The sequence below is a fragment of the Falsiroseomonas sp. HC035 genome (assembly GCF_050563525.1).
Taxonomy (GTDB): Bacteria; Pseudomonadota; Alphaproteobacteria; order Acetobacterales; family Acetobacteraceae; genus Falsiroseomonas.
The window spans coordinates 15,954-38,881 of the sequence record NZ_JBNXUN010000016.1 but is presented as its reverse complement, the minus strand read 5'-3'; the positions used below and the strand labels follow the sequence as shown (position 1 = coordinate 38,881).

The window sequence follows — 22,928 nt, the reverse complement described above, 5'->3', positions numbered from 1 at the left end:
TCAGGCATAGACGATGCCGCAGCCAGGGCCCGGCGGCACAGCGATCATGCCATCCGTGATCGGCAGCGGCGTGAAGGGGTCGTCGAGGATGTGGTCGTGCTCCGACAGTTCGCAGGCGAAGGGCAATTGCCGCAGCGATGCGGCGGCATGGGCGGAGGCGCCCTGCAGCAGCGCCGGGCCAAAGGCGGCGCCCATCCGCGTGGCGACCTGCCCGGCCTCCAGGATCCGCGCCGCGGTGACGAAATTGCGCACGCCACCGAGCTTGGTGAGCTTCAGGTTCACCACATCCGCCACCCGGCCTTCGACAACCCGCAGGACGTCGGCAATGGTCTCGACGCTTTCATCCGCCTCGATCGGCACCGGCAGGCTGCGCGTGACCAGCGCGAGCCCGGCCCAGTCCCCGGCCGGCACCGGCTGCTCGACCAGCGCGATGTCGTGCCGTTCCATCTGCCGCCAGGCGGAGAGAAAGCCCTTGGCGCTGTAGGATTGGTTCGGGTCGAGCGTCAGCGCCACCTCCCCCCCCACCGCCGCACGCACCTCCGCCACGCGCCGCCCATCCAGCACGGCATCGCCGGCCAGCTTCAGCTTCAGCGTGCGGTAGCCCTTGGCCACCAGCGCCGCCGCCGATTGCGCCATCTCAGCCGGCGCCTTGATCGGCAGGATGCGTGATTGCGGAATACTCTCCCGAAAGCGCCCGCCGAGCAGCGCCGAGAGCGGCAGGTTGGCACGCCGCGCCAGCAGATCGTGCAGCGCCATGTCGATGGCCGCCTTGACCGAGCGGTTGCCGACCAGCGTCGCCTCGACCAGATCCATGATCGCGCCGGCCTCCGCCGGATCGCGCCCGATCAGCAGCGGCCGCAGGAAGTGCAGCGCCGCCTCCGCGCCCGGCCCATGCGTGGTGATGGCGGGAATGGCATGGCAGTAGCCCAGGCCCGCCACGCCTTCCGCATCGGTCAGGATGATGACCCAGCCCTGCAACTCCGCCACCGTCGCGCGGGCGAATTTCCAGCCGGGATCGGCCTGCCGTTGCCGGCAGGGGCGCAATTCGGCCGTGACGATCTGCATCGCGATTCCCCCGATGATACGCCGTGGAAGCTGCCATGGCCGGGCCGCGGGACTCCCCCTGATTCCAACCGTTTTCCGGCAGGCGGAATGGCGGGAGATTGCCGGGCCGGCCAGCGAATCCCGTTCTAGATTGCGGCGGCGCATCCCCCCTTGCCCCCAATGGAGCGTCCAACATGCCCGTCCGAACTCCCTTGCCGCGCCGCTCCGCCCTGCTGCTGGGCCCGCTGCTGCTCTCGGCGGGCCTGGCGCGGCCTGCCTTCGCCGCCTATCCCGACCGGCCGGTGCGCCTGATCGTCGCCTATGCCGCCGGCGGCACTGGCGACCTGGTGGGGCGCCTGGTGGGCGAGGGACTCGCGGCGCGGCTTGGCGTGCCCGTGGTGGTGGAGAACCAGGGCGGCGCCGGTGGCGCCATCGCGGCGCGCGCGGTCAGCCGCGCGGCGCCCGATGGCCACACCATCATGCTGGCCGGCAACGCGATCTTTGCCATCCTGCCGCACCTGGCCAACGTCGGCTTCGACCCGGTGAAGGATTTCACCGCCATCGCCAACATCAGCGAATCGCAGCGGCTTCTCGCCGTGCGCAATACGCTGCCTGTCAACACGCTGGCGGAACTGGTGGCATACGGGAAGCGCAACCCGGGCAAGCTGAACTACGGGTCCGCGGGCATCGGATCGACCCTGCACGTGATGACGGAGATGTTCCGCCGCGAGGCTGGCTTCGATGCCGTGCACATTCCCTTCCGTGGCTCCGCCCCCGCCGTGCAGGCCATGCTGGGCGGGGATGTGGACTTCATGATCGACACGGGGGTGATCCAGCATGCGCAGCAGGGTCGGCTGCGCGGCCTGGCCGCCGTGGGCGACCGCCGCCTGCCGCAGTTCCCGGATCTTCCCACATTGGCGGAACAGGGCTTCCCGAATGTCCGCACCTCCGGCTGGCAGGCGCTGATGGGCCCGGCGAACATGCCGCGGGAGGTCGTCACGCTTCTCGCCGGCCATGTCGAGGCGATGCTGCGCGAGCCCACCTTCCTCGACCGCCTGTCCCGCGTCGGCGTGGTGCCCAGCTTCCGCTCGCCCGAACAGCTCGCTGGCGACCTGGCCGAGGATACGCGGCAATTCGGCGCCATCATCCGCACGGCCGGAATCTCCGCCGAATGAGCGACAGCCTGAACCGCCGCGCCGCCGATTGGGCAGCCGGCCTGACGCTCGACCGGGTTCCGGCGGAGGTGGTGGAGAGCACGAAGCTGCGCGTGCTGGACCTGATCGGCGTGATGCTGGCCGCGAAGCCGCTGGAACTGGTGGCCGCCGCGCGCCGCGCCGCGCTGGCGCTGGAGGGCTGCGGCGGCGCGCGCATCCTGGGTGAGGCGGAGACGGTGGCGCCGATGGCGGCCGCCTTCGTCAACGGCGTGATGACCGCGGTGCTGGAATTCGACGATACGCACATCGAAAGCTTCATCCACCCCACCGCGCCCTGCGTTTCCGTCGCCTTCCCGGAAGCCCAGCGCCGCCGCCTGTCCGGCCGCCGGCTGATCGAGGCCGTGCTGGTGGGCAGTGAGCTGACCTGCCGGCTCGGCCGCATCACGCCGGTTCGGCTGCACAATCTCGGCTTCCATCCCACCGCGGTTTTCGGCGTGTTCGGCGGTGCCTATACGCTGGCGAAGCTGCGCGGGCTGGATGCCGGCATCGTCGCCGATGCGATAGGTGCGGCAGGCAGCCTTTCGGCCGGGCTCAACGCCTCGTTCGAGGATGGCAGTTCGACCAAGATGATGCATGTGGGCTTCGCCGCCACCGGCGCGCTGCGTGCGGTGGCGCTCGCCGAGGCCGGCATCTCCGGCCCCGCCCCGGTCTTCGACGGCCGCTTCGGCTGGTTCCGCAGCCATGTGCAGGGTCGCGAGGATCTGCGCTTCGATGCGCTGTGCGACAGGCTTGGTGAAAATTGGGAAGTGCTGAACATCGCAGCAAAGGTGCATCCCTGCGCCTTCACCATGATGCCGCATATCGAGGCCGCCATCGCGCTGCGCAACACGCATGATCTGCGGCCGGAGGATATCGCGCAGGTGGTGGCGCGCATCGGCAAGCGGTCCTTTCCCACGATGTGCGAGCCGGTGGCCGACAAGCGCCGCCCCGCCACCACCTGGCATGGCCGCATCAGCCTGCAGCACACGGTGGCGGAGGCGCTGGTGCGCGGCCGCATGGACAAGGACGCCTATGCCGAGGCCAACCTGCGCGACCCGGTGATCAACGCGCTGGCCGACCGCGTTCTGCACGAGGACGACCCGGCGACCGAGGCCACAAGGTCCGGCGGCACCGTGATCGTCCGGCTGCACGATGGGCGGGAATTGACGCACCGCATCGACGACATGCGCGGCACCCGCGCCAATCCGATGTCACGCGATGACGTGGTGGCGAAGTTCCGCGCCAATACGCGCGGTGTGCTGAAAGCCGGCCAGGCCGATGCGGCGATCGACGGCCTGCTGCAGCTCGACACGCAGGAAGATGTCGCCCCGCTGTTCGAGGGGCTGTGCCCCTCGCGCTGATGCCGCCGCTACGCCGCCGTGTTGGCACCGATGCCGGCAAGCTGCGCGGCATTGGTGGAGACCATCTTCCGTACATCCTCCGGCGAATAGCCGATGGACAGGCACAGGCCGATGATCTGTCGGAAGCCTTCCACCGGCAGCGGCGCATTGGCCTGGCCGAGGTCGGAGCCGAAGAAGGTGCGGTCCACGCCGGCGGCCTCGACCAGCGCCTTCAGGAAGGCCTCGTCATAGACCTTCATCCGGTTCGGGATGAACATGCAGATCGAATGCTCGATCCAGGCGCCCATGCTCACCAGCTCCTTCACATCGGATAGTGACGCGCCGACGGTGTAGCTGGGGTGGTTGACCAGAAGCCGGTTGCAGCCGCGCTTCTTCGCCTCCTCGAACAGCGGCCAGACCTCGCTGATATGCAGATGGCCGCAGGACAGCACCACATCATGCTCGGCGATGATGTCGAGCACCTGCTTGACCGGATCCAGCAGGTCGCCACGCGCATCCTGCACGGAAAGCCCCACCTGCTTCAGCATCTTGCCCTTGGTCGGTAGCAGGGATTTGCGATGCCCCTCGCGGATGTGGTTGGCGGCGGAGACGGTGGGCATCCATACCACGCGGGCGCCGGTCTTCACCGCGGGCTCGACGGCGAAAGGATTGATGCCGCCGACCGAGTTGTTCAGCACGATGCTGCCGATCGGCTCCGCCTGCGTCGCCTTGCCCGCATCCTTCAGCACATCCACGAAGGGGCCGGTCGGGTAGTAGTGGTCCTTGAACAGTACGGCGCGCATGCCGGCCGCGGCACCTTGCTCCAGCGCCTGCTCATGGTTCACCGCGCGGGCCATGACGGAGGGGCCGCTGTGGCAATGCAGGTCGATGGCGCCTTGCATCAGGCTGTCGATCAACTGCGGGTCAGCATGCATCGAAAGGCTCCTTTTTCGCCGCGAGGCTAGGAGCGGCCGGCGCTGGCGGGGAGCATATTCTCGGCCTGTTCCGCATCGCGAAACGCAGCCGCCGGCGCCGCCTGCTGCAGCCTTTCCATGGAGGCGGTGATCTGCCGGCTGGCCAGTTGCAGCGCCGGCACCAGCTCCTCCGTCAGCACCGCATGGCTGACGACGGAGCGGAAATAGCTGAGGCCGAGCGTGCCGGCGACGGAATCGCCCAGAAGGATCGGCACCGCCACGGTGTTGGAATTGCGCGGCTCCACCTTCGGGTCGCGCTGCGCGTAGCCCTGCCGGCGCACCATGGCGACCATGCCCTGCACCACACGCTCGAGGTTCGGCGGGTTGTCCTCCGGGTCCGGGGATGCGGCGAGCAGGCGCAGCAGGATGCGGCGCTCCTCCTCCGGGCAGAAGGCGAGGTAGGCGCGGCCGATGGCGCGCGTCACCAGGCTGAAGCGCACGCCGACCGTGGCATGGAAGGGGGAGACGGCGCTTTCCGCCATGGTGCTGACGCTGATCACCACACGCCCCTGGTCCGGCACGGCAATCGCCACCGGCCATTTGAGCCGCCGCGTCAGGTCCACCGCCCAGGCACGCCCGGCTTCCGCCACCAGCGGCCCACCGTGGAAGCCGGAGCTGAGCGCCGCCACCTGGGAGGTGATGCGGTAGCCCAGCCCGCGTTCCCCCTTCGCCACCAGCCCGGCGGCGGCCAAGGTGCCGAGCAGGCGCATGATGGTGGGCTTGGGCAGGCCGGTGGCGCGGTGCAACTGGTCTACCGTGGTGTGGCGCTGGCGGTTCAGCTCCCGCAGCAGCTCCAGCGCCCGCAATACCGATTGGACGGGGGGGCCGCTCATGCGCTGCGCCGCGGCCTGGCGGTCCCGCGCGTGGTCACCTCGACTGGCATCGCTTCCTGCCCATTTCCCGCTACCGGCGCCTTCGTTTCGGACTCCGTGGCCCTTTGCCCCATTCCGATTCCCGGATGCCGCCCGAGTCAAGCTGGCCTTGCCTTCCACGATGCGGAATGCGGGCAGAGGCTGCTTGTCTCCGCCGCGGCGGGCTGGACAGGCTGCGGTCGGGCGGAAGGCACGGCGGGAAGACCGTGCCCGCCGCGCCCAACAACGTCCCGGGAGGACATGACATGACGCCGTCCCCAGCACCGACGTACGGCCGCCGCCGCCTGCTCGGCGGCGCCCTGCTGGGCGCTGGCCTGCTGCACGGCGCGCCCGGCCGCGCCGCCAGCTTTCCCACAGGCCCCATCCGCATCGTCATCGGCTTCGGCCCCGGCGGGCTGGCGGACCTCACCGCGCGGCTGGTGGGGGAACAGCTGTCGCAGCGGCTGGGCCAGCAGGTGGTGGTGGACAACCGCCCGGGCGCGGGCGGCGCGGTCGCCGCCCGCATCGGCGCCACGGCGGAGCCGGATGGCCAGACGCTGATGATCCTCAGCACCGGCAACGCCATCAACAAATCGCTGTTCCGATCGCTGCCCTATGACCCGGTGGCAGATTTCACCGCGATCTCCGCCATGGTGTCCTTCGACCTGCTGCTGCTCACCGGCGCCAATTCGCCGCTGCGCAGCGTGCAGGATGTGCTGGCGGCGGGGCGCAATGGCGGGCGGCTGGCGATCGGCACCATCAGCCCGGGCAGCACGCAGAACCTGGCAGCCGAATGGCTGCGCGTCGCCGCCGGGCTGGATGCCACCGTCATCCCCTATCGCACCACGCCGGAGGTGCTGACCGCGGCGCAGCGTGGCGATGTACAGATCGCCTTCGAATCCTACGCGGCGGCCCGCGGCGCGCTGGAGGGCGGTGTGCTGCGCGCCATCGCCGGCACCGGGGAAAGGCGCTCCCAGCTTCTGCCGGACCTGCCGACTCTGCGCGAGGCCGGGCTGGCGGATTACGCCGTCACCGGCTGGAACGGCCTGTTCGCCCCGGCGCGCACGCCGGCGCCCATCATCGCCACGCTCAACGGGCATCTGCGGGAGATACTGGCCATGCCGGCCATCCGCACGCGACTGCTGGCGCTGGGGGTGGAGCCCGCGCCCAACACGCCGGCCGAGATGGACGCGCTGCTGAAGCGCGACATCGGCATCTGGGCGCAGGTGATCGAGCGCGCCGCCATCGAGCGGCAATAGGCAGGGAGAGGCAACATGCCCATCACCACCCCCACCCGCCGCGGCCTGCTGGCCGGCGGCGGCGCGCTGGCGACCACGCTCGCCGCGCCCGCGGTCCATGCCGCGGGCTACCCGAACCAGCCCATCCGCCTGATCGTCCCCTTCCCCCCCGGCGGCACCGTGGATGTCACGGCGCGGCTGGTGATGGGCAAGGTGGCGGAGCTGCTGGGCGGCAACGTCATCATCGACAGCGCGCCGGGCGCCGGCGGCAATGTCGGCACCCAGCGCGTGGCGCGTGCCACGCCGGATGGCTACACGCTGCTGTTCACCGCGCCGAACCACACCATCAACCCCAGCCTTACGCCGAACAGCGGCTTCGACCCGGAGCGCGACTTCATCCCCGTCTCGCTGGTGGCCCAGATCGCGGAGCTGCTGATCGCGCCGCGCGCCGCGCCCTTCACCACCTTCGCCGACTTCGTGACCCATGCGCGCGCCAATCCCGGCAAGCTGACCTATTCCTCCGCCGGCATCGGGTCCCATCCGCATGTGACGATGGAGCTGATGCTGAAGCGGCTGGGGCTGGAGGTGCTGCACGTGCCCTATCGCGGCGCCGCGCCGGCCTTCACCGATCTCGTCGCGGGTCGCGTGCAGCTGAAGCTCGACAGTCTGGCGACCTCCGCCGCCAGCCTGGCGGAGGGCTCGATCCGGGCCCTGGCGATCGCCAGCAAGGAACGGTCGCCGAAGCTGCCCGATGTGCCGACCATCGCCGAGCACGGCCTGCCGGGCTTCGAGGGGATTCTCTGGATGGGGGTGGTCGCCCCCGCCGGCACGCCGGCCGAGGCAATCGCCGCGCTGTCCCGCGCGCTGATGGCGGCCGCCCGCGACCCGGAGGTGATGGCGCGGCTCGACCGCTCCGGCGTCGAGCCGGTCGGCACCACGCCGGAGGAATTCCGCGCCATCATCGCGCGTGAGATCCCGCTGTGGCGCCAGGTGATCCGCGACGCCAACATTCGCCCGGAGTGAGAGAGCCTTCCATGCCCCCAATGACGCCGCCGCCCGACCCGAACCCCGGAACGCCGCGCCTGGTCTGCCCGCCCGGATCGGTGGATGGCCAGGTGCATCTGTTCGGACCGGCCGCGCAGTACCCGTTCGATCCAGGCAGCAAATACATTTCCGAGGATGCGCTGCCGGAGACCTGCATCGCGCTGCACAAGGCGCTGGGGATCGACCATGCCGTGATCGTCAGCGGCGGCGGCTACGGCATGGATACGACGCATCTGGAACACACCCTGGCGCGCTTCCCGCAGCATTTTCGCGGCGTCGCGCTGCTGAGGCCGGAAACCAGCCAGGCGGAGATGGCGCGGCTGCACGGCCTTGGCGTGCGCGGCCTGCGTTTCGTCAGCCCGCATCACGGCGCGCATCTGCCGCATCTGTCGGAACGCGCAGCGGCGATGGCGGCGGAACTCGGCTGGGTGGTGCAGTTCTACCCCTCCCCGCGGGACCTGGAGGAATTCGCCGATCGGCTGATGGCGCTGCCCGGCCCGGTCGTACTGGACCATTTCGGTGCGGTGCCGGCCGCCGGCGGCGTAGACCAGCCGGCCTTCCGCACCATGCTGCGGATGCTGGACAGCGGACGCGTCTGGGTCCGGCTGTCCGGGCCGATGCGCTGCACGAAGGAGGATTTCCCCTATGCTTCCGTCACGCCCATCGCCCGGGCGTTGGTCACCCATGCGCCGGACCGGCTGATCTGGGGCTCCGACTGGCCGCATGTGAACATGCAGGGCCGCAGGATGCCGAACGATGGCGACCTGCTCGACCTGCTGCTGGACTGGGCGCCGGAGGAGATGGTGCGGAACCGCATCCTGTCAGACAATGCCCGCCGGCTGTACGGCTTCGCCTGACCCGCCGTCTGGTCTCGCCGGGCCCCGCTGAAACAGCGTGGGGTCCGGCGACCCGGAAGGGAACCCGCACCACCACCTGCGGGATCGGGCTGACGAGCAGTACCGCCTTGATGATCTGCTGCGCGATACTGGCGAGGGCCATGACGTGCGGGCCACTGTCTTCGTCCGGAGTGGGGTGATGTATCGCGCCACAGGCCCCGAGGAGGCGCGCTCCTTCGGCGAAACCGGGTTCGTCAACGGCATCGCCGCCGCGAGCGCCAGTGGCGCCTCCGGACCCACGAGGGCCTGTGCAGGCATCATCGGCTTCGCGGCCCTCTCGCTCGGCGCGCGCGTCGCGGTTCGAGGCGCACCTTGCAACGGCGCGGGCGAGGTTCCGAAGCGTCCGCATCCGTACGGCCTGGCAGCCTGCGTCGCAGTCGCGGTCCACCTGCTCACGCCGCCACCGGGTTCCTCGAAGATCCGCGCTTCATCAAAGGGGCGCGGCATCTCGCGGCACGCGGTCTCGTTCTCGATGGACGAGCCGACCAGACCCGATTGCGGCTCGTCGGGGCGGTCGCGCGGGCCGTGCCGGACCTGACCGTGGTGGGCGATCACTGTGGCGGACCGCTCGGCGTCAGCCCCGGGCGCTGCATGTTCGAGAGCAACGAAACCGCGGAAAAGAAGTATGTGCGACTACGGGGTGCTCTGAAACGCCTTCAAGCGCCTCGCCGCCCGCGCCGGAGAAGATGAGCGCGCCGCGCTGTTCGCCGGCACGGCCACGCGCATCCACCGCCTGCATTTCGCGGCCTGAGGCTCGATCGGGTGCGGTCGGTCGCTGCCCCGGAGCGCCCGCTCAGGGACAGCGCGCGAAGGCTGCGGCGATGTCGCCCGCAGCGGCATAGTTGGACGGGCCGAGCCGGCTCGTGATGCAGGGCCCGGACAGTTTCACCCGGGTGTTGCCGCGCACGGCGGCGCATCACGTCGCCACTCACTGCCACGGCGTCCGCTGCCAGATCCCCTGGTAGCGCGCGAATTGCGCCGGCATCTGCGCCTCCCACTCGGCGCCGCGCAGGAAGGACATCGCAAGTTCCAGCTGGCGCACCTTCTCAGCCCATTCCGGCGTGGCGATGACCTTCGCGATCGCATCCTCCAGCCGCGTCGCGACCTCGTCCGGGATGCCACGTGGCGCACCGAGCCCCCGCTCGCTGGTCATCTGCACGTCGTAGCCCTCCTCGCGGAAGGTCGGCACGTCCGGCATCAGCTCCCAGCGCCGCTCGCCCATGCCGGCGATGGCGCGGAGCAGCGGATTTTCCTGCCCCAGCATCCCGATCTCGCCGAGGTTGAGGCCAGCGATGTCGATCTGCTTGCCGAGCACGGCATTCCGCACGGGTCCCGCACCGGCGAAGGGCGCGTGGATGAACTCGGTGCCCGACGCGGCCTCGAACAGCGTCAGGCCGAGGTGGTCGTCGGTGCCGATGCCGGAGGAGCCGACGCTGATCGTGCCGGGCCGGCGCTTCGCGGCCTCGACCACGTCCTTCAGCGTGCGAAACGGTGAATCGCGGTGCACGACGAAGGCGCTGGGATCGTCCACGAGGCGCGCGATGAGGCGGATCTGGGCACGATCGTAGCGGACCCGGCGCTGGATGCCGAGCGATACGTATCCCGGCGTGTTGATGGTGCCGAGCGTGTAGCCGTCCGGGCGGGCGGCCTGCAGCGCGACATAGGCCGTCTCGCCTCCCGCACCGGGCCGGTTCGAGACGACGAAGTTGGCGCCGGGCAATTCGGCGGGGAGGAACTGTGCGAGGGCCCGCACCATGACATCCGTCCCGCCGCCCGGCGCGAAGCCGACAACGACTTCGATGGGTCGGCCGGCCGGCCAGGCGGGCTGCGCCAGCGCGGGCGTGGCCAGTGAGGAAACGCCGGCGGCAAGGATGCCGCGGCGCGTGAGGGCGGTGTGCGTGCTCATGATTTCCTCTCCATGTGGAACTGTTGAAGGGCAGGGAGACGCGCCGTCAGCGGATGGCGCGGCGCCTCGCTCGCCATCGTGTCAGGCCGCCGCGCGCAGGCCACCGGGGATCACCACGGCGCCCGGCAGGGCCGGCAGCCGGCCCGCCAGCACCGCGACGATGCTCTCGGCCGCGCCCGTGGACATGCCGACGGCGCCGAGCGGTGTGTTGGCCGCCAGGTGCGGCGTCGGCAGGACGCGCGGGTGGCCACGGAGCGGGCTGGCCGTATCCAGCGGCTCCTTCGCGAAGACGTCGAGGCCGGCCCAGGCGATGTGGCCGGAGTCCAGCGCTGCCAGCAACGCCGCCTCGTCCACGATACCGCCGCGGGCCGTGTGCACCAGGATGGCGCCGCGCGGCAGCACCGCCAGTTCCGCCGCGCCGATCATGCCGCGCGTCGTCGCATCCAGCGGGCAATGCAGCGACAGCACCTCCGAACGCGCCAGCAGGGTGGTGAGGTCGGCAGCGCGATCCCCGGGGCCTGGCAGCGGGCCGGCCGGCAGCAACGGGTCATAGGCGGCGATCCGCATGCCGAAGGCATCCGCGAAGCGCGCGACCTTGGACCCGATCGCGCCATAGCCGACGAGGCCGAGCGACACGCCCTCCACGTCGCGGGTCATGCGGGAGGTCTTCTCCCACAGCCCCTCGCGCATGCCGGAGGCGACCGAGGGCAGGTCCTTCAACAGCGAGAGCATCAAGGCCATCGCATGCTCCGCGACGGAGCGGGAATTGGCGCCGGCGGCGCGGGTCACCGTCAACCCGCGCGCCTCGGCGGCGGAAAGGTCGATGCCGTCGACGCCGGCTCCGTGACGCGCGATGACGCGCAACGCGGGCGCTGCCGCATCCATGACCGTGCCGTTGATGATCCCCTGCCGGTGCAGCAGCGCGACCGGACGGTGCTCGGCGATGGCGGCCAGTAGCTCGACCTCGGATGGGTAGCCGGAGGTGCAGGGCACGGCATAGCCGGCCGCCTCGAGGATCGCGACCGCCTCCGGAGCAAGCTTGGCGGCAGTGACGAGAACAACGGGCTTCGCGGCATCGGGCTGGGACATGAGGGATACTTTCGGAAGAGGTCGGTGCGCGGTCAGGGGAGGCCGTCGCGGTCCAGGCGGCGCTAGGTTGCGCCAACCGGGGCTATGACAGTTCTCTCCGCCCGATGGGCAAGTCGCAGAGCTGAGTCATCTTATGAAACCTGATTGCAGAATCGGCAGTCACTCTTTCCACGGACGCCGGGCCCAGAGCGCGCGGAGCGCCGCCTCGCCACCGAGCGCCGCCTCGCGATAGGCTGCGCCCACCAGGGGCTTGAGCGGCAGGCCGGCACGGGCGGCCGCCGCGGACCAGGCCGGATCGGCGAAGGTGGCCGCGAAGGCCTCCTCGATTTGCGCGCGGACCGCGTCCGGCAGGCCTGGCGGCCCGAAGATGCCCCGCCCGGCGGAGAAGACGACGTCCACCCCGCCCTCGCGGTAGGTCGGGATGTCCGGCGCGGTCGGGTCGCGTGCCGCGCTGGCCAGCGCCAGGCCGCGGATGGCGCCGTCGCGCAGCAGGGGTAGCGCTTCGCTGATGTTGAAGGCACCGACCTCGAGCTGGCCGCCGAGCAGCGGCACGAGGAGCTGCGAGGTGCCGTTGAAGGGGATGTGGTTCAGCCGGACGCCGGCGGCCTCCTCCAGCAGCAGGGTGGCGATATGGTCGTCGCCGCCGATGCCAGCGGTGCCATAGGGCAGGTCGCCCGGCCGCGCCCGCGCCGCCGCCAGCAGATCCGGGAGCCCCTTGAGCGGGCTGTCGGTACGGACAAAGAGCCCGCAGGCATCCTCGACGACCTGCGCGAGGTAGGTGAGCTCCGCCGGCCGCCAGCGGACCGGGCGTTCGATGGGTTGGCTGAGGATCGTGGGCGTCGCGCAGGCACCGAGCACATGGCCGTCCGGCGCGGCGTTCGCCACCACCTCGGTCCCCAGCTGGCCACCGGCACCGGCCCGGTTGCTCACGACAACACGGGCGCCTGGCAAGCGCGCGGCGAGGAAGGGCGCAACGGTGCGCGCCATGGCATCCATGCCGCCACCCGGCGCGAATGGCACCACGATCTCGATTGGGCGGGCCCCCGGCCAGCCGCGCTGGGCGAGCGCTGGGGTGGCCAAGACGGCAACGGCGCCGAGGAGGGCGCCACGACGGCCAATCTGGGTTTCTGGCATCCCGGAGACCTCCTTCCCTCTGCCCCGCCATTTCTTGACAGAGCCGGGCTGCGATCGCTTATAACGAAACGCGATTTCAAAATGCAAGCCTTCGTACAGCAGGGCACCCTTGGGAAGGAACCGCGTACCATGCTCTCCCGTCGCAACATCCTCCGCGCCGGCCTCGCCGCCATGCCGCTCACGCTTGGGGCGCTGCCGCGCTCCGGCCTGGCCCAAGGGAGCCAGGCCGGTGAAGCCTGGCCTTCGCGCCCGCTCCGCATCGTCGTCGCCTGGGCGCCCGGCGGCGCCGTGGACACCATCGCGCGGCGTCTCGCACCCAAGCTCTCCGAGAGCCTGGGCCGGCCGGTAGTGGTGGAGAACAAGTCTGGCGCGACCGGCACGATCGGCGCTGCCGACGTCGCGCGCGCCACGCCGGACGGGCACACGCTGCTGGCGATGGACAACACCTACGCCATGCTGCCCTATCTGTTCCAGCGCCTGCCCTTCGACCACGCGAAGGCCTTTCGCCCGGTGACGGTCAGTGCCTTCTCGCCGGTCATGATCGCGGTGCACCGCGACGCGCCCTGGCGTGACCTCGCCGCGCTGATCGCGGCCGCGAAGCGCGAGCCGGAGAGGATCACCTACGGCACCGGCGGCATCGGCAGCGCGCCACACTTCGCCACCGCCGCCTTCGCCCAGGCCGCTGGCATCCAGATGCTGCACGTGCCGTTCCGCGGCGCCGGCGAGGCGGTGACCAACGTGCTGTCGCGCCAGGTGGACGTCGTGATGGTCTCGCTCGGCTCGGCGCTCGGCCATGTGCAGGGCGGCCTGCTGCGGGTCCTCGCGATGAGCGGTGCGGAGCGCACGCCTGTCCTGCCGCAGGTCCCGACCTTCAAGGAAGCCGGCCTGGCCAACCTCGGCCCGAACGGAACGGGGGTGGTGAACTGGTCAGGAATCGCGGCACCGGCGGGAACGCCGGACAGTGTGGTCGCGCGGTTGCACGCGGCGGTGGCGGAGGCGCTGGAGGCGCAGGACATGCGCGACTTCCTGGCCTCGCTGGCATCCTCGCCGGGCGGAATGCCGCCTGCCGCCTTCGCGGCGCTGCTCGCCGAGGAGACGGCGCTGTGGCGCAATGTCGCCGCCACCAGCGGCATCGAGCGGCAATAGGCCGGTGCCCTTCTTCGCGCCGCCGCCGCGCATCGGGACCGAGGTCTTCACGCGGCTGCCGGACCGCTTCCGCCGGCCGCGTGCGACCGAATGGGCACGCTGGAACCGCGGCGGGCGCGAGATCGACAGCTTCCTGGAAGGCCCCAGTTTCGACGCCGACGGAAGGCTCTATGTCACGGATATCCCCTTTGGGCGCATCTTCCGCATAACGCCGGACGGCGAGTGGGATCTCGTCGCCGAGTATGACGGCTGGCCGAACGGCCTGAAGGTGGCGGCCGACGGCGCGCTGCTGGTCACCGACTACAGGCGCGGCCTGATCCGCGTCGATCCGTCCAACGGTGTGATCACGCCGGTGCTGGAGACGGCGCGTAGCGAGGGCTTCCGGGGGCTGAACGACCTGGCCCTCGGCGCCGACGGCAGCATCTTCTTCACTGACCAGGGGCAGACCGGCCTGCACGACCCGACCGGGCGCGTGTACCGCCTGCGCCCGGACGGCAGGCTCGACACGCTGATCGGCACGGTCCCAAGCCCGAACGGCATCGTCGTCGCGCCCGACCTGTCGCATTGCCTTGTGGCTGTCACCCGCGCCAACCAGATCTGGCGCCTGCCGCTGCACGGCGATGGCGCGGTCACGAAGGCGGGAATCTTCATCCACCTGCATGGCGGGCCCGGCGGCCCGGACGGGCTGGCCTGGGACCGGGACGGGAACCTGCTGGTCGCCCATACCGGTGTCGGCACGGTCTGGCGCTTCAATCCACGGGCGGAGCCGACGCTCGCGATCACCTCCTGCGCCGGCGCATCCACCACAAACCTCTGCCTGGGCGGGGCGGACGGGCGCGACCTGTTCATCACCGAGAGCGAGACCGGCAGCATCCTGCGCGCGCGGCTGGAATCGGCTTAAATGAGGCCGCAAGGCCGGAGGCGACCACAATGGAGAAGGGAAAGCAAAGACCGGCACTCGAGGGCGTTGCCTCGGCTGACCGTGCCCTGACAGTGCTGTCTGCGTTCCGCAAGGGAGACCACGCCCTTTCCCTGGCGGAGCTGGCGGAACGGACGGGGTTGGTGAAGAGCACCATCATGCGCCTCGCCATCTCGCTCGAGGAACATGGCTATCTCGCGCGCGAGGATGACGGTGCCTATCGGCTGGATGCCGAGGTTCTCCGCCTCGGCACGATCTACACCCAGGCCTTCCGGCTGGAGGCGCACGTCATCCCGGTGCTGGAGGAGCTCGTGGCGCGCACGGGGGAAACCGCGGCCTTCTACGTCAGGCGTGGCGAGCAGCGGCTTTGCCTGTATCGCGTGGACAGCCCGCACCTTCTGCGGATGCATGTCCGGGTTGGCGACGCATTGCCCCTCGACAGTTCCGCCATCGCCCAGGTGCTCCGCACCTTCGCCCCGCGGCCGCTGCCGCCCTATGTCGCGACGCTGGACCTGCCGATCGTCACTATGGGCGCGACGGATCCGCACACCGGGGCGATGGCCGCGCCGGTCTTCGGGCCGGGCGACAAACTCGCCGGGGCCCTCGCACTGTCCGCGCCGGTGATCCGCTGGACGCCCGATGCCCAGGCAGCCGCGCGACCGATTCTCGCTGAGGCGGCCGTGGCACTGACCCGACGGATCGGTGGCGAGATGCCGGAGTGGCCGCGCGTCGCGGCGGAGTAGGTCCGTCCAGTGGTCATCCGACACTGCGCGCACGCCAGAGAAGGTGGAAACGAGGTCCCACCGCTGCTCCAGTCGGTCTTCCGCCTCGTCCTGCCTCCTGCGTCGGATGGCGAACGAAGGTCCTCTGCACCACATGCTGGTGGACAGTGGCCGGAGCGGGGTGGCCGGCCCCCTATGGGCAATTCACGGATCATGAGGGACCTGGCGCGTGTTCTGGCCTGACCGTGCTGGCGTGGCGCCGCCAGCGCTCGCCTGACGATGCTTCTGCTTCTGGTCGCGGTGGCGTGCGCGGACTGGATCGGCGGCAGCGGCGGCACGTACCAGACCATCGGCAGCGTGCGGTATTCCGGGTGCGGCGGAAACGCGACGCCCCATTTAATCGCCATCTTGTAGACCGGCGAGCGTCGTGCGGCGTCCATGCGCAAATCAGCGTGCCGGTCAGCGCGATCGCGCTGATGGCGGAGTTGAAGCCAATGCTCATGGCGTTCTCGCGTTCGCCCCGCGCCCGCCGCTCAGCCGCGGTCGCGTCCGGCATCAGCCGTGACATCTCCCGCCCCATGATCGCGGGGATCATTTGGAAGGTGGAAGCGTTGCCGATGCCGGTCAGGGTGAACAACACCAGGAAACTGGCGAAGAAGCCGATGAAGGCGCCCGGCTCCTGCTTCGCGCCGAGGAAGTGGACGGCACGCAGCGTGCCCAGCACGATGCCGACGACGACCCGGAAGGTGACGCGCCCAGCGACCGGAAACCCAGCCGGTCATCGACCGAGCCAGCGCGCCGACCAGTGGCCCGAGGAATGCGAGCGACCGCACGTCCAGATATGGCTGCCATGCGCCGCGACCTGCCGGTCACCGGCCATGGCGCCGAACACGCTCATGGAAACCGCGAATTGCAAAGCGCTGACGCCGAGATTGCCGAGCCCCGCATTCGGCGCCAGCGAATTCCCCTTCTGCCGCTTCGGGAAGAAGAAGGCGATGGTTCATGTCCCGGTCAGGCTTGGTCGAGCGGAGGCGGAGATCCTGCATGAGATGCTCGACCTTGCTGCCGCGTGGATGCGATCCGTCACCGCGGGAACCAGGCGAGCACCCTTTCCTGCCCATTCGGCTCAGAGCCTCCCTCAATAGGGCGGCGCGCGATGATTGCGCTGCCGGCGTGCCGCCTCGGCCCACCATTCCAGATCCTCGGCAAAGCGTGGGAACGCCCGCATGAGCGCCGCGCCGCCCTCACCGGTTGGTGCTCCCGCCTCATCAAGCGATGTGGCAATCGGCCCGACCAGGAGCGTGCTCGAGATGACAACCATGCCCATCTCGGAAAGGGTGCCGTGCCAGACGAGATTAGAGCGAGCCCCACCCAGTCGGCCGGCGGAGTAGCTGGCGATGGCGGCCGGGCGCCAGAACCACTCCTCAAGGAAGTGATCCGTCAGGTTCTTCAGCCCCGGCTGAACACCCCAGTTGTACTCGCCGGCGACGAAGACGTAGCCATCGGCACCTCTGATTTTCATCGCCAGGCTTTCAAGCGCCTCAGGTGCCGCCCCAGGCGGATGCTCCTTGTACATCCGGTCCAGCATTGGAAGCCCGACCTGCTGCGCATCGATCAACTCGGCCTCCGCTCCACGCGCTGCAAACGCGGTGACGAGGAAGCGGGCGAGCCGAATGCCAGTGCGGTCGGAGCGATAGGAACCGTATAAAACGAGAAGCTTGGGGGCCATGGTGTCTCCGGCTTCTGGTTGCAAGTTCCCTAAGCTGTTGATGCGCCGCGTGGTTGCAGACGCGTCCGCCGGGACCTTCAAGCGCGATCGTTGGCCCGCGCCGTGCACTGAATGGCACGGTAACCCCGGAGCCAATCCCTGACGAAGAAAAAGATCGTGTCAGCATAATCTACGCGACAGTCCGTCGAGACGTCACCCGGCCATCGGCTATCGCAGCCCCGTGGCGTTCGGCCGCTTGGCCAGTTCGCACTGAACGTGTTGTCTTTGGAACCGGCAGCGGGTCAGGAGGGCACTAACGCCCTCCCGGCACGTCGTGATGCGGCTGTACAAGCGTTCGCCGCCTCACGCGCGTTGATGACCCTCTTCCGCGGAGGGGCCAGGCACGGTCGCGCCACGCCGTCGCGCCATGGCGCGCGCGACGACGTAGAAGACCGGCGTGAACAGCAGGCCGAACATCGTGACGCCCAGCATGCCGTAGAACACCGCGACACCCAGGCTCTGCCGCATCTCCGCCCCCGCGCCCGTGGCGATGGTCAGCGGCAGGACGCCCAGGATGAAGGCCAGGCTCGTCATCAGGATGGGCCGCAGCCGCGTACGGGCAGCCGCCACCGCCGCATCCCAGCGGCTTGCCCCGTCATCCTCCGCCGCGCGGGCGAATTCGACGATCAGGATGGCGTTCTTGGCGGCAAGTCCCACCAGCACCACCAGCCCCACCTGCACAAGCACGTTGTTGTCGAGCCCGGCGTAGCGCACGCCGAACAGCGCGGCGAATACCGACATCGGCGCGATCAGCACGATCGCGAGCGGCAGCAGCCAGCTTTCGTACATGGCCGCCAGCACCAGGAACACGAACACCACGGCAAGGCCGAAGGCGATCGGCGCCGTGTTGCCGACCAATTTCTCCTGCAGTGCGATCTCGGTCCATTCATAGGTGAAGCCCTCCGGAAGGCTCTCCGCCAGCACGCGTTCCATCAGTGCTATGGCCTGGCCCGTGGAGACGCCCGGCATCGCCGCACCCTGCAGTTCCACCGCGGGGAACAGGTTGTAGCGCGGCATGCGATAGGGTCCGGACGTCTCCTGGAACGTGGCGAGGCTGCCGAGCGGCACCATCGCGCCGGTATCGCTGCGGGTGCGCAGCCGTGCGATATCCTCGGCCCCGGTGCGATATTGCGCGTCGGCTTGGGCGGTGACGCGCCAGGTGCGGCCAAGCAGGTTGAAGTCGTTCACGAAGGCGGAACCGAGATAGATGCCCATCGCCTCATGCACGCGGTTGACCGGCACGCCCAGCATTTCCGCGCGCGTGCGGTCGATTTGGGTGCGGATCTGCGGCGTCGCCGTGTTGAACAGGCTGAAGGCGAAGGCGATTCCGGGCGTCTGGTTCGCCGCGCCCATCACCGCGTGCAGCGCGGATTCCATCGCCTGCGGGCCACGCCCGGCGCGGTCCTGGATCATCAGCTTGAAGCCGCCGCCGGTGCCGATGCCTGGCACGGAGGGAGGCGCCAGCACGAAGACCAGCGCGTCAGGGTCGGCCATCAGACGGCCCTGCAGATCGGCCAGGATGCCGTCCGCGGTGAGGCCTTGCGCGCTACGCTCCTCGAAGGGGGTGAGGCTTGCGAAGATCACGCCGGCATTTGGCGCGTTGGTGAAGGTGGCGCCGTCGAAGCCGACGAAGGCGATCGCGCTCTCGACGCCAGGCGTGGCCAGGATGGCGTCGGAGGCGCGGCGGACCACTGCATCGGTGCGCGCCAGGTTGGCGCCCGGTGGCAACTGGAAGGCCGCGATGAAGTAGCCACGGTCGAGCGGCGGGATGAGGCCCGTGGGCGTCGCCGTCACCATCCAGCCGGTCGTGGCCAGCAGGCCGCCATAGATCAGCATCAGCAGCACGGGAAGGCGCACCAGCCGCCGCGTCAGCCCGCCATAGCCGATGGACATCCGGTCGAAGAGCCAGTTGAAGCCGCGCGCGAAGGCGCCGAAGGGCCGTAGCAGAAGCGGGCGCGGCCCGGCGTGATGCACATGCGGCTTGAGCATGATCGCTGCCAGCGCCGGCGACAGGGTCAGCGACACGATGGCGGAAAACACGGTCGCCACAGCGATGGTCACGGCGAATTGCTGATAGAAGGCGCCGGCGATGCCGGGGATGAAGGCGGTAGGCACGAAGACCGCCACCAGCACCAGCGCGATGGCAATCAGCGCGAAGCCCACCTCATCCATGGTCTTGCGCGCAGCCTCCAGCGGCGACAGCCCATCGGCCATGTGCCGCTCGACGTTTTCCACCACCACGATTGCATCGTCCACCACGATGCCGATAGCGAGGATCAGGCCGAACATGGTCAGCGTGTTCAGCGTAAAGCCGAGCATCAGCAGCACCGCGAAGGTGCCGATGATGGAGACCGGGATGGCCAGCAGCGGGATCACCGCCGCGCGCCAGTTCTGGAGGAACAGCACCACCACCAGCACCACCAGCAGCACAGCCTCGGCGAAGGTGATGAGCACTGCCTCCATGCTCTGCGCGATGAAGCGCGTCGGATCATAGACGATGCTGTAGCCGATGCCGGAGGGGAAGCTGCGCGCGGCCTCATCCATGGTCGTTCGGACGGCGGCGGCGGTGTCCAGCGCATTGCTGCCCGGGCGCTGGAACAGCACGATGGCGGTGGCGAGCTGGTTGTTCAGCAGCGCGTTCACCGTGTAGTCGGCGGCCCCGATCTCAACGCGCGCGACGTCACGCAGGCGAAGGGGTGCGCCGGCTTCGCCGGTCGCGATGACCTGCTCGCCGAACTCCTCCGGCGTGGCTAGCCTGCCCTGGGTCAGCACCGCGAATTCAAACGCGCCCGCCGCCTCGGCGCGCGGCGCCTGGCCGAGCGCGCCGGCCGCGACCTGCACATTGGTCTCACGCAGCGCCTGCACCACCTCCCCCGCCGTCAATCCACGTGCGGCGATGCGGTCCGGGTCGAGCCAGACGCGCATCGCGTAGTCGCGCGCGCCGAACATCTGTGTGTCGCCGATGCCGTCGATGCGCGCCAAGCGGTCGCGGATGTTCAGCGTCGCGAAGTTTGAGATATATTCATGGTCGCGGCTGCCATCCGGCGAGGTCACGTGGATCACCATCAGGAAATCCGGGCTCGCCTTGCGCACGGTAATGCCGAGGCGCCGGACTTCTTCGGGCAGGCGCGGCTCGGCCACAGCCACGCGGTTCTGCACCAGCACCTGCGCCGCGTCGCCGTCGACGCCCTGGCGGAAGACGACCGTCACCGTCAGCCGCCCGTCGCCGGTCGCCTGGGAGGAGACATAGAGCAGGCCGTCCACCCCGTTCACCTCCTGCTCGATAGGGCCGGCCACGGTCTCGGCGATGGTCTCGGCGGTGGCGCCCGGGTACATCGCGGTGATCGTCACGCTGGGCGGCGCGATCTCCGGGTATTCGGACACCGGCAGGCGGAAGGCGGCGATGCCGCCGACCAGCATGATGGCGATGGAAATCACCGCGGCGAAGACCGGGCGGTCGATGAAGAAGCGGGCGAAGCGCATGGGGACGTGCCTTTGGCGTGACCGCGCTGCGCGGCCCTGGTTGGCGGGTCAGGTGATGGAAGCGTTGCCGGGCCGCCTCAGCGGATGGCGCCCTGGGTCACGGCAGCGAGTGGGCCTGGGCCGATGCTGCCGGGCTCCGCCATCACGCGCATGCCGGGCCGTGCACGATGCAGGCCGCCGATGATGACGCGGTCCTCGGCCACCAGCCCGCTGCGGACGACGCGCAACCCATCGCGGAGCTGGCCGAGCCGCACCTGGCGGGGGGTGACGGTGCCATCGGGTGCCACGGTCAGCACCAGCCGCCCGGTCTGGTCCGCCATGACGGCGGCATCGGGCACCAGCAGCGCGGGTTCCTCCCCCGTCGAGAGCCGGAGTCGGGCGAAGCTGCCGGGCGTCAGGAACAGGTCAGGGTTCGGCATCACCGCGCGGATGCGAATGGTGCCGCTGCGCGGGTCGAAGGCGCTGTCGACGAAATCCACGCGGCCTTCGCGGCTGAACTCGGTCTCATCGAGCAGACGGAGCTGGATCGGCAGGCTGGCGCCACGCAGGCCGGTGCGGGCGGAGCGGGCCTGGCGAAGATACTCGGCCTCGCTGGCATCGAAGGTCACATAGACCGGGTCGAGCGCAAGCAGCGTCGTCATCGCCGTCTCGCCCTGCTGCACGAGGTTGCCGGCATCCACCCGGCGGTCGCTGACGCGGCCAGGGCGCGGGGCGCGGATCTCGGTGAATTCGAGGTCCAGCGCCGCCTGGCGCTCGGCAGACTGCGCGGCCGCCAGTCCGGCCTGGGCCTCGCGCAGCGTCGCCCGGCGGGTGTCGAGTTCCGCCTGGGGGGCGATGCGGCTGGCGGCCAACGGCTCGTAGCGCGCCACCTGTTGCCGCGCGAGCAGCAGACGCGCCTCGTTGCGCGCCACCTCCGCCCGGGCGTTGTCGAGCGCGATGAGGTAGGGACGCTGGTCGAGCGTGAACAGCAGGTCGCCGGCGCGCACAATGGCGCCATCCGTGAAGTGCACCTCCGCCACCTGGCCGGACACCCGGGCGCGGATCTCGACGCGGGCGGAGGCTTCGATGCGAGCGGTGTGTTCCTGCCACTCGGTCACGGGTTGGGACAGCGGTGCGGCGACCGTGACGGACGGGACGGCTGGCTGTGCCAGTGCAACTGGCGCGGCGGCCATCAGGGCGGCGCCGAGGGCCGCACCGTTGAAGCGGGCCAGCCATGGCAGCCAGAGGCTCTGGTGGGGCGCGGTGGCCTTGCAGGTGGGGGGGGTCATGACCTATCTCCTGATGATACCGACCGGTTCGTACCTAAGTAGAGCGACCGGTCGGTATCATCAAGTGACCGATGATGCGTCGCCGCATGAACTTTTGTCAGGGAGAAACGCGATGACCGGCGCCACCGCCGCCAAGCCCGCCTCTGCAAAGCCCGCTTCCGCGAAGTCCAGGGCCGCCGAGCGCATCCAGGACGCGGCAAGGGCGCTGTTCGAGCGGCAGGGGATCCGTGCCACCGGCGTCGAGGAGGTGTGCCGGGTGGCCGGCGCCACGAAGATGAGCCTGTACCGCAGCTATCCCAGCAAGGATGCGCTGGTCGCCGCCATCCTGGCCGAGGATGCGGCCGGGCATGATGCCTGGCTCGAGGAATCGCTGGCGCAGGCCAAGGACGCGGAAGGACGGCTGCGCGCCCTGGTCGAGGCGACTGCGATGCAGGTCGAGACCCCCGGCGTGTGCGGCTGCCCCCTGCTGCTGGCGCAGGCCGAGTTCCGTGACCCGGAACACCCGACCTACCAGGTTGTCGCGGACTTCAAGCGAGGCGCTCACGCGCGCATCCGTGCCCTGGCGGAGCAGGCGGGCGCGCAGGATCCGGTGGCGCTGGCGGATCACCTCACCATCGTCATCGAGGGCGCGATCGCGGCACGAGGCTACCTGGGCGAACCGCGTGCGGCGGCGGCCCTCCGCGAAAGCGGGGCTGCGCTGATCAGCGTGGCATTGCCGCGGTCCTGACGGTGCTGGAACCAGGCTAGCAAGTACGGCGCCAGCCCGCAGCAGGAATACGGCCGCGTAGTCCTGGCTTCCGTCCTGGATCACCGCCGGCCGTCCGCCTCGTGCCGGGCGGCCACGAGGGATGCACCGACCTCGGCCAGCGCCGCATCCCGCCAGCATCGACCCAGGCAAGCTCGGCGCCAGCTG

20 protein-coding genes are annotated in these 22,928 nt (G+C 69.9%); 11 read left to right on the top strand and 9 right to left on the bottom strand.

The window, feature by feature from the left end; genetic code table 11:
- Nucleotides 1–1,065, bottom strand: a complete 1,065-nt coding sequence (locus tag ACLF3G_RS23890) for a mandelate racemase/muconate lactonizing enzyme family protein (RefSeq protein ID WP_430671904.1) — start codon at nt 1,063–1,065, stop codon at nt 1–3.
- A gap of 173 nt (nt 1,066–1,238) precedes the next feature.
- On the opposite strand from ACLF3G_RS23890, the gene ACLF3G_RS23885 reads away from it, so the two are divergent.
- Together ACLF3G_RS23885 and ACLF3G_RS23880 are read left to right on the top strand one after the other, a co-directional pair.
- Entirely contained in the window at nt 1,239–2,219 is a 981-nt protein-coding gene (locus tag ACLF3G_RS23885; protein ID WP_430671903.1) for a Bug family tripartite tricarboxylate transporter substrate binding protein, read from the top strand.
- Nucleotides 2,216–3,598, top strand: a complete 1,383-nt coding sequence (locus ACLF3G_RS23880; protein WP_430671902.1) for an MmgE/PrpD family protein — start codon at nt 2,216–2,218, stop codon at nt 3,596–3,598. Before ACLF3G_RS23885 ends, ACLF3G_RS23880 begins: the two co-directional genes overlap by 4 nt.
- An 8-nt stretch (nt 3,599–3,606) precedes the next feature.
- On the opposite strand, the gene ACLF3G_RS23875 is transcribed toward ACLF3G_RS23880, so the two are convergent.
- Together ACLF3G_RS23875 and ACLF3G_RS23870 are read right to left on the bottom strand one after the other, a co-directional pair.
- The gene (locus tag ACLF3G_RS23875; protein ID WP_430671901.1) at nt 3,607–4,512 is read right to left on the bottom strand and encodes a DUF6282 family protein; all 906 of its coding nucleotides are present in this window, start codon (nt 4,510–4,512) and stop codon (nt 3,607–3,609) included.
- Between the two features lie 26 nt (nt 4,513–4,538).
- Complete coding sequence (locus ACLF3G_RS23870; protein WP_430671900.1) at nt 4,539–5,384, bottom strand: DNA-binding transcriptional regulator; 846 nt, start codon at nt 5,382–5,384, stop codon at nt 4,539–4,541.
- 284 nt (nt 5,385–5,668) lie between these two features.
- Between ACLF3G_RS23870 and ACLF3G_RS23865 the strand changes: the two genes are divergently transcribed.
- From ACLF3G_RS23865 to ACLF3G_RS23850, 4 genes are all read left to right on the top strand, one after another.
- The gene (locus ACLF3G_RS23865) at nt 5,669–6,661 is read left to right on the top strand and encodes a Bug family tripartite tricarboxylate transporter substrate binding protein (RefSeq protein WP_430671899.1); all 993 of its coding nucleotides are present in this window, start codon (nt 5,669–5,671) and stop codon (nt 6,659–6,661) included.
- A 15-nt stretch (nt 6,662–6,676) separates the two neighbouring features.
- The gene (locus ACLF3G_RS23860) at nt 6,677–7,663 is read left to right on the top strand and encodes a Bug family tripartite tricarboxylate transporter substrate binding protein (RefSeq protein ID WP_430671898.1); all 987 of its coding nucleotides are present in this window, start codon (nt 6,677–6,679) and stop codon (nt 7,661–7,663) included.
- A 20-nt stretch (nt 7,664–7,683) separates the two neighbouring features.
- Nucleotides 7,684–8,541: an amidohydrolase family protein gene (locus tag ACLF3G_RS23855; RefSeq protein ID WP_430671897.1), complete on the top strand. Its 858-nt coding sequence runs from the start codon at nt 7,684–7,686 to the stop codon at nt 8,539–8,541.
- 178 nt (nt 8,542–8,719) lie between these two features.
- Nucleotides 8,720–9,118, top strand: coding sequence for a hypothetical protein (locus ACLF3G_RS23850; protein ID WP_430671896.1), 399 nt, complete (start codon nt 8,720–8,722; stop codon nt 9,116–9,118).
- 390 nt (nt 9,119–9,508) lie between these two features.
- Here ACLF3G_RS23850 and ACLF3G_RS23845 read toward each other — a convergent pair whose 3' ends face one another.
- The 3 genes from ACLF3G_RS23845 to ACLF3G_RS23835 form a co-directional block, all read right to left on the bottom strand.
- Nucleotides 9,509–10,486, bottom strand: a complete 978-nt coding sequence (locus ACLF3G_RS23845; RefSeq protein WP_430671895.1) for a tripartite tricarboxylate transporter substrate binding protein — start codon at nt 10,484–10,486, stop codon at nt 9,509–9,511.
- A gap of 81 nt (nt 10,487–10,567) precedes the next feature.
- On the bottom strand, nt 10,568–11,575 hold the full coding sequence (locus tag ACLF3G_RS23840) for a hydroxyacid dehydrogenase (protein WP_430671894.1): 1,008 nt from the start codon (nt 11,573–11,575) through the stop codon (nt 10,568–10,570).
- Between the two features lie 159 nt (nt 11,576–11,734).
- Nucleotides 11,735–12,709, bottom strand: a complete 975-nt coding sequence (locus ACLF3G_RS23835) for a Bug family tripartite tricarboxylate transporter substrate binding protein (protein ID WP_430671893.1) — start codon at nt 12,707–12,709, stop codon at nt 11,735–11,737.
- 129 nt (nt 12,710–12,838) lie between these two features.
- Between ACLF3G_RS23835 and ACLF3G_RS23830 the strand changes: the two genes are divergently transcribed.
- From ACLF3G_RS23830 to ACLF3G_RS23815, 4 genes are all read left to right on the top strand, one after another.
- On the top strand, nt 12,839–13,855 hold the full coding sequence (locus ACLF3G_RS23830; RefSeq protein WP_430671892.1) for a Bug family tripartite tricarboxylate transporter substrate binding protein: 1,017 nt from the start codon (nt 12,839–12,841) through the stop codon (nt 13,853–13,855).
- 4 nt (nt 13,856–13,859) lie between these two features.
- Nucleotides 13,860–14,756, top strand: coding sequence for an SMP-30/gluconolactonase/LRE family protein (locus ACLF3G_RS23825; protein ID WP_430671891.1), 897 nt, complete (start codon nt 13,860–13,862; stop codon nt 14,754–14,756).
- Nucleotides 14,757–14,785: 29 nt separating this feature from the next.
- A complete protein-coding gene (locus ACLF3G_RS23820) occupies nt 14,786–15,517 on the top strand; it encodes an IclR family transcriptional regulator (RefSeq protein ID WP_430671890.1) in 732 nt (243 codons plus the stop codon).
- 431 nt (nt 15,518–15,948) lie between these two features.
- The gene (locus ACLF3G_RS23815) at nt 15,949–16,641 is read left to right on the top strand and encodes a hypothetical protein (RefSeq protein WP_430671889.1); all 693 of its coding nucleotides are present in this window, start codon (nt 15,949–15,951) and stop codon (nt 16,639–16,641) included.
- Here ACLF3G_RS23815 and ACLF3G_RS23810 read toward each other — a convergent pair.
- The 3 genes from ACLF3G_RS23810 to ACLF3G_RS23800 form a co-directional block, all read right to left on the bottom strand.
- Complete coding sequence (locus ACLF3G_RS23810; protein WP_430671888.1) at nt 16,635–17,225, bottom strand: NADPH-dependent FMN reductase; 591 nt, start codon at nt 17,223–17,225, stop codon at nt 16,635–16,637. The genes ACLF3G_RS23815 and ACLF3G_RS23810 overlap by 7 nt on opposite strands.
- 342 nt (nt 17,226–17,567) lie before the next feature.
- Nucleotides 17,568–20,747, bottom strand: coding sequence for an efflux RND transporter permease subunit (locus ACLF3G_RS23805; protein WP_430671887.1), 3,180 nt, complete (start codon nt 20,745–20,747; stop codon nt 17,568–17,570).
- A gap of 77 nt (nt 20,748–20,824) precedes the next feature.
- On the bottom strand, nt 20,825–22,015 hold the full coding sequence (locus ACLF3G_RS23800) for an efflux RND transporter periplasmic adaptor subunit (protein ID WP_430671886.1): 1,191 nt from the start codon (nt 22,013–22,015) through the stop codon (nt 20,825–20,827).
- A 112-nt stretch (nt 22,016–22,127) separates the two neighbouring features.
- Here ACLF3G_RS23800 and ACLF3G_RS23795 point away from each other — a divergent pair, with 112 nt between their 5' ends.
- Nucleotides 22,128–22,742: a TetR/AcrR family transcriptional regulator gene (locus ACLF3G_RS23795; protein ID WP_430671885.1), complete on the top strand. Its 615-nt coding sequence runs from the start codon at nt 22,128–22,130 to the stop codon at nt 22,740–22,742.
- The last annotated feature ends 186 nt before the right edge of the window (nt 22,743–22,928 follow it).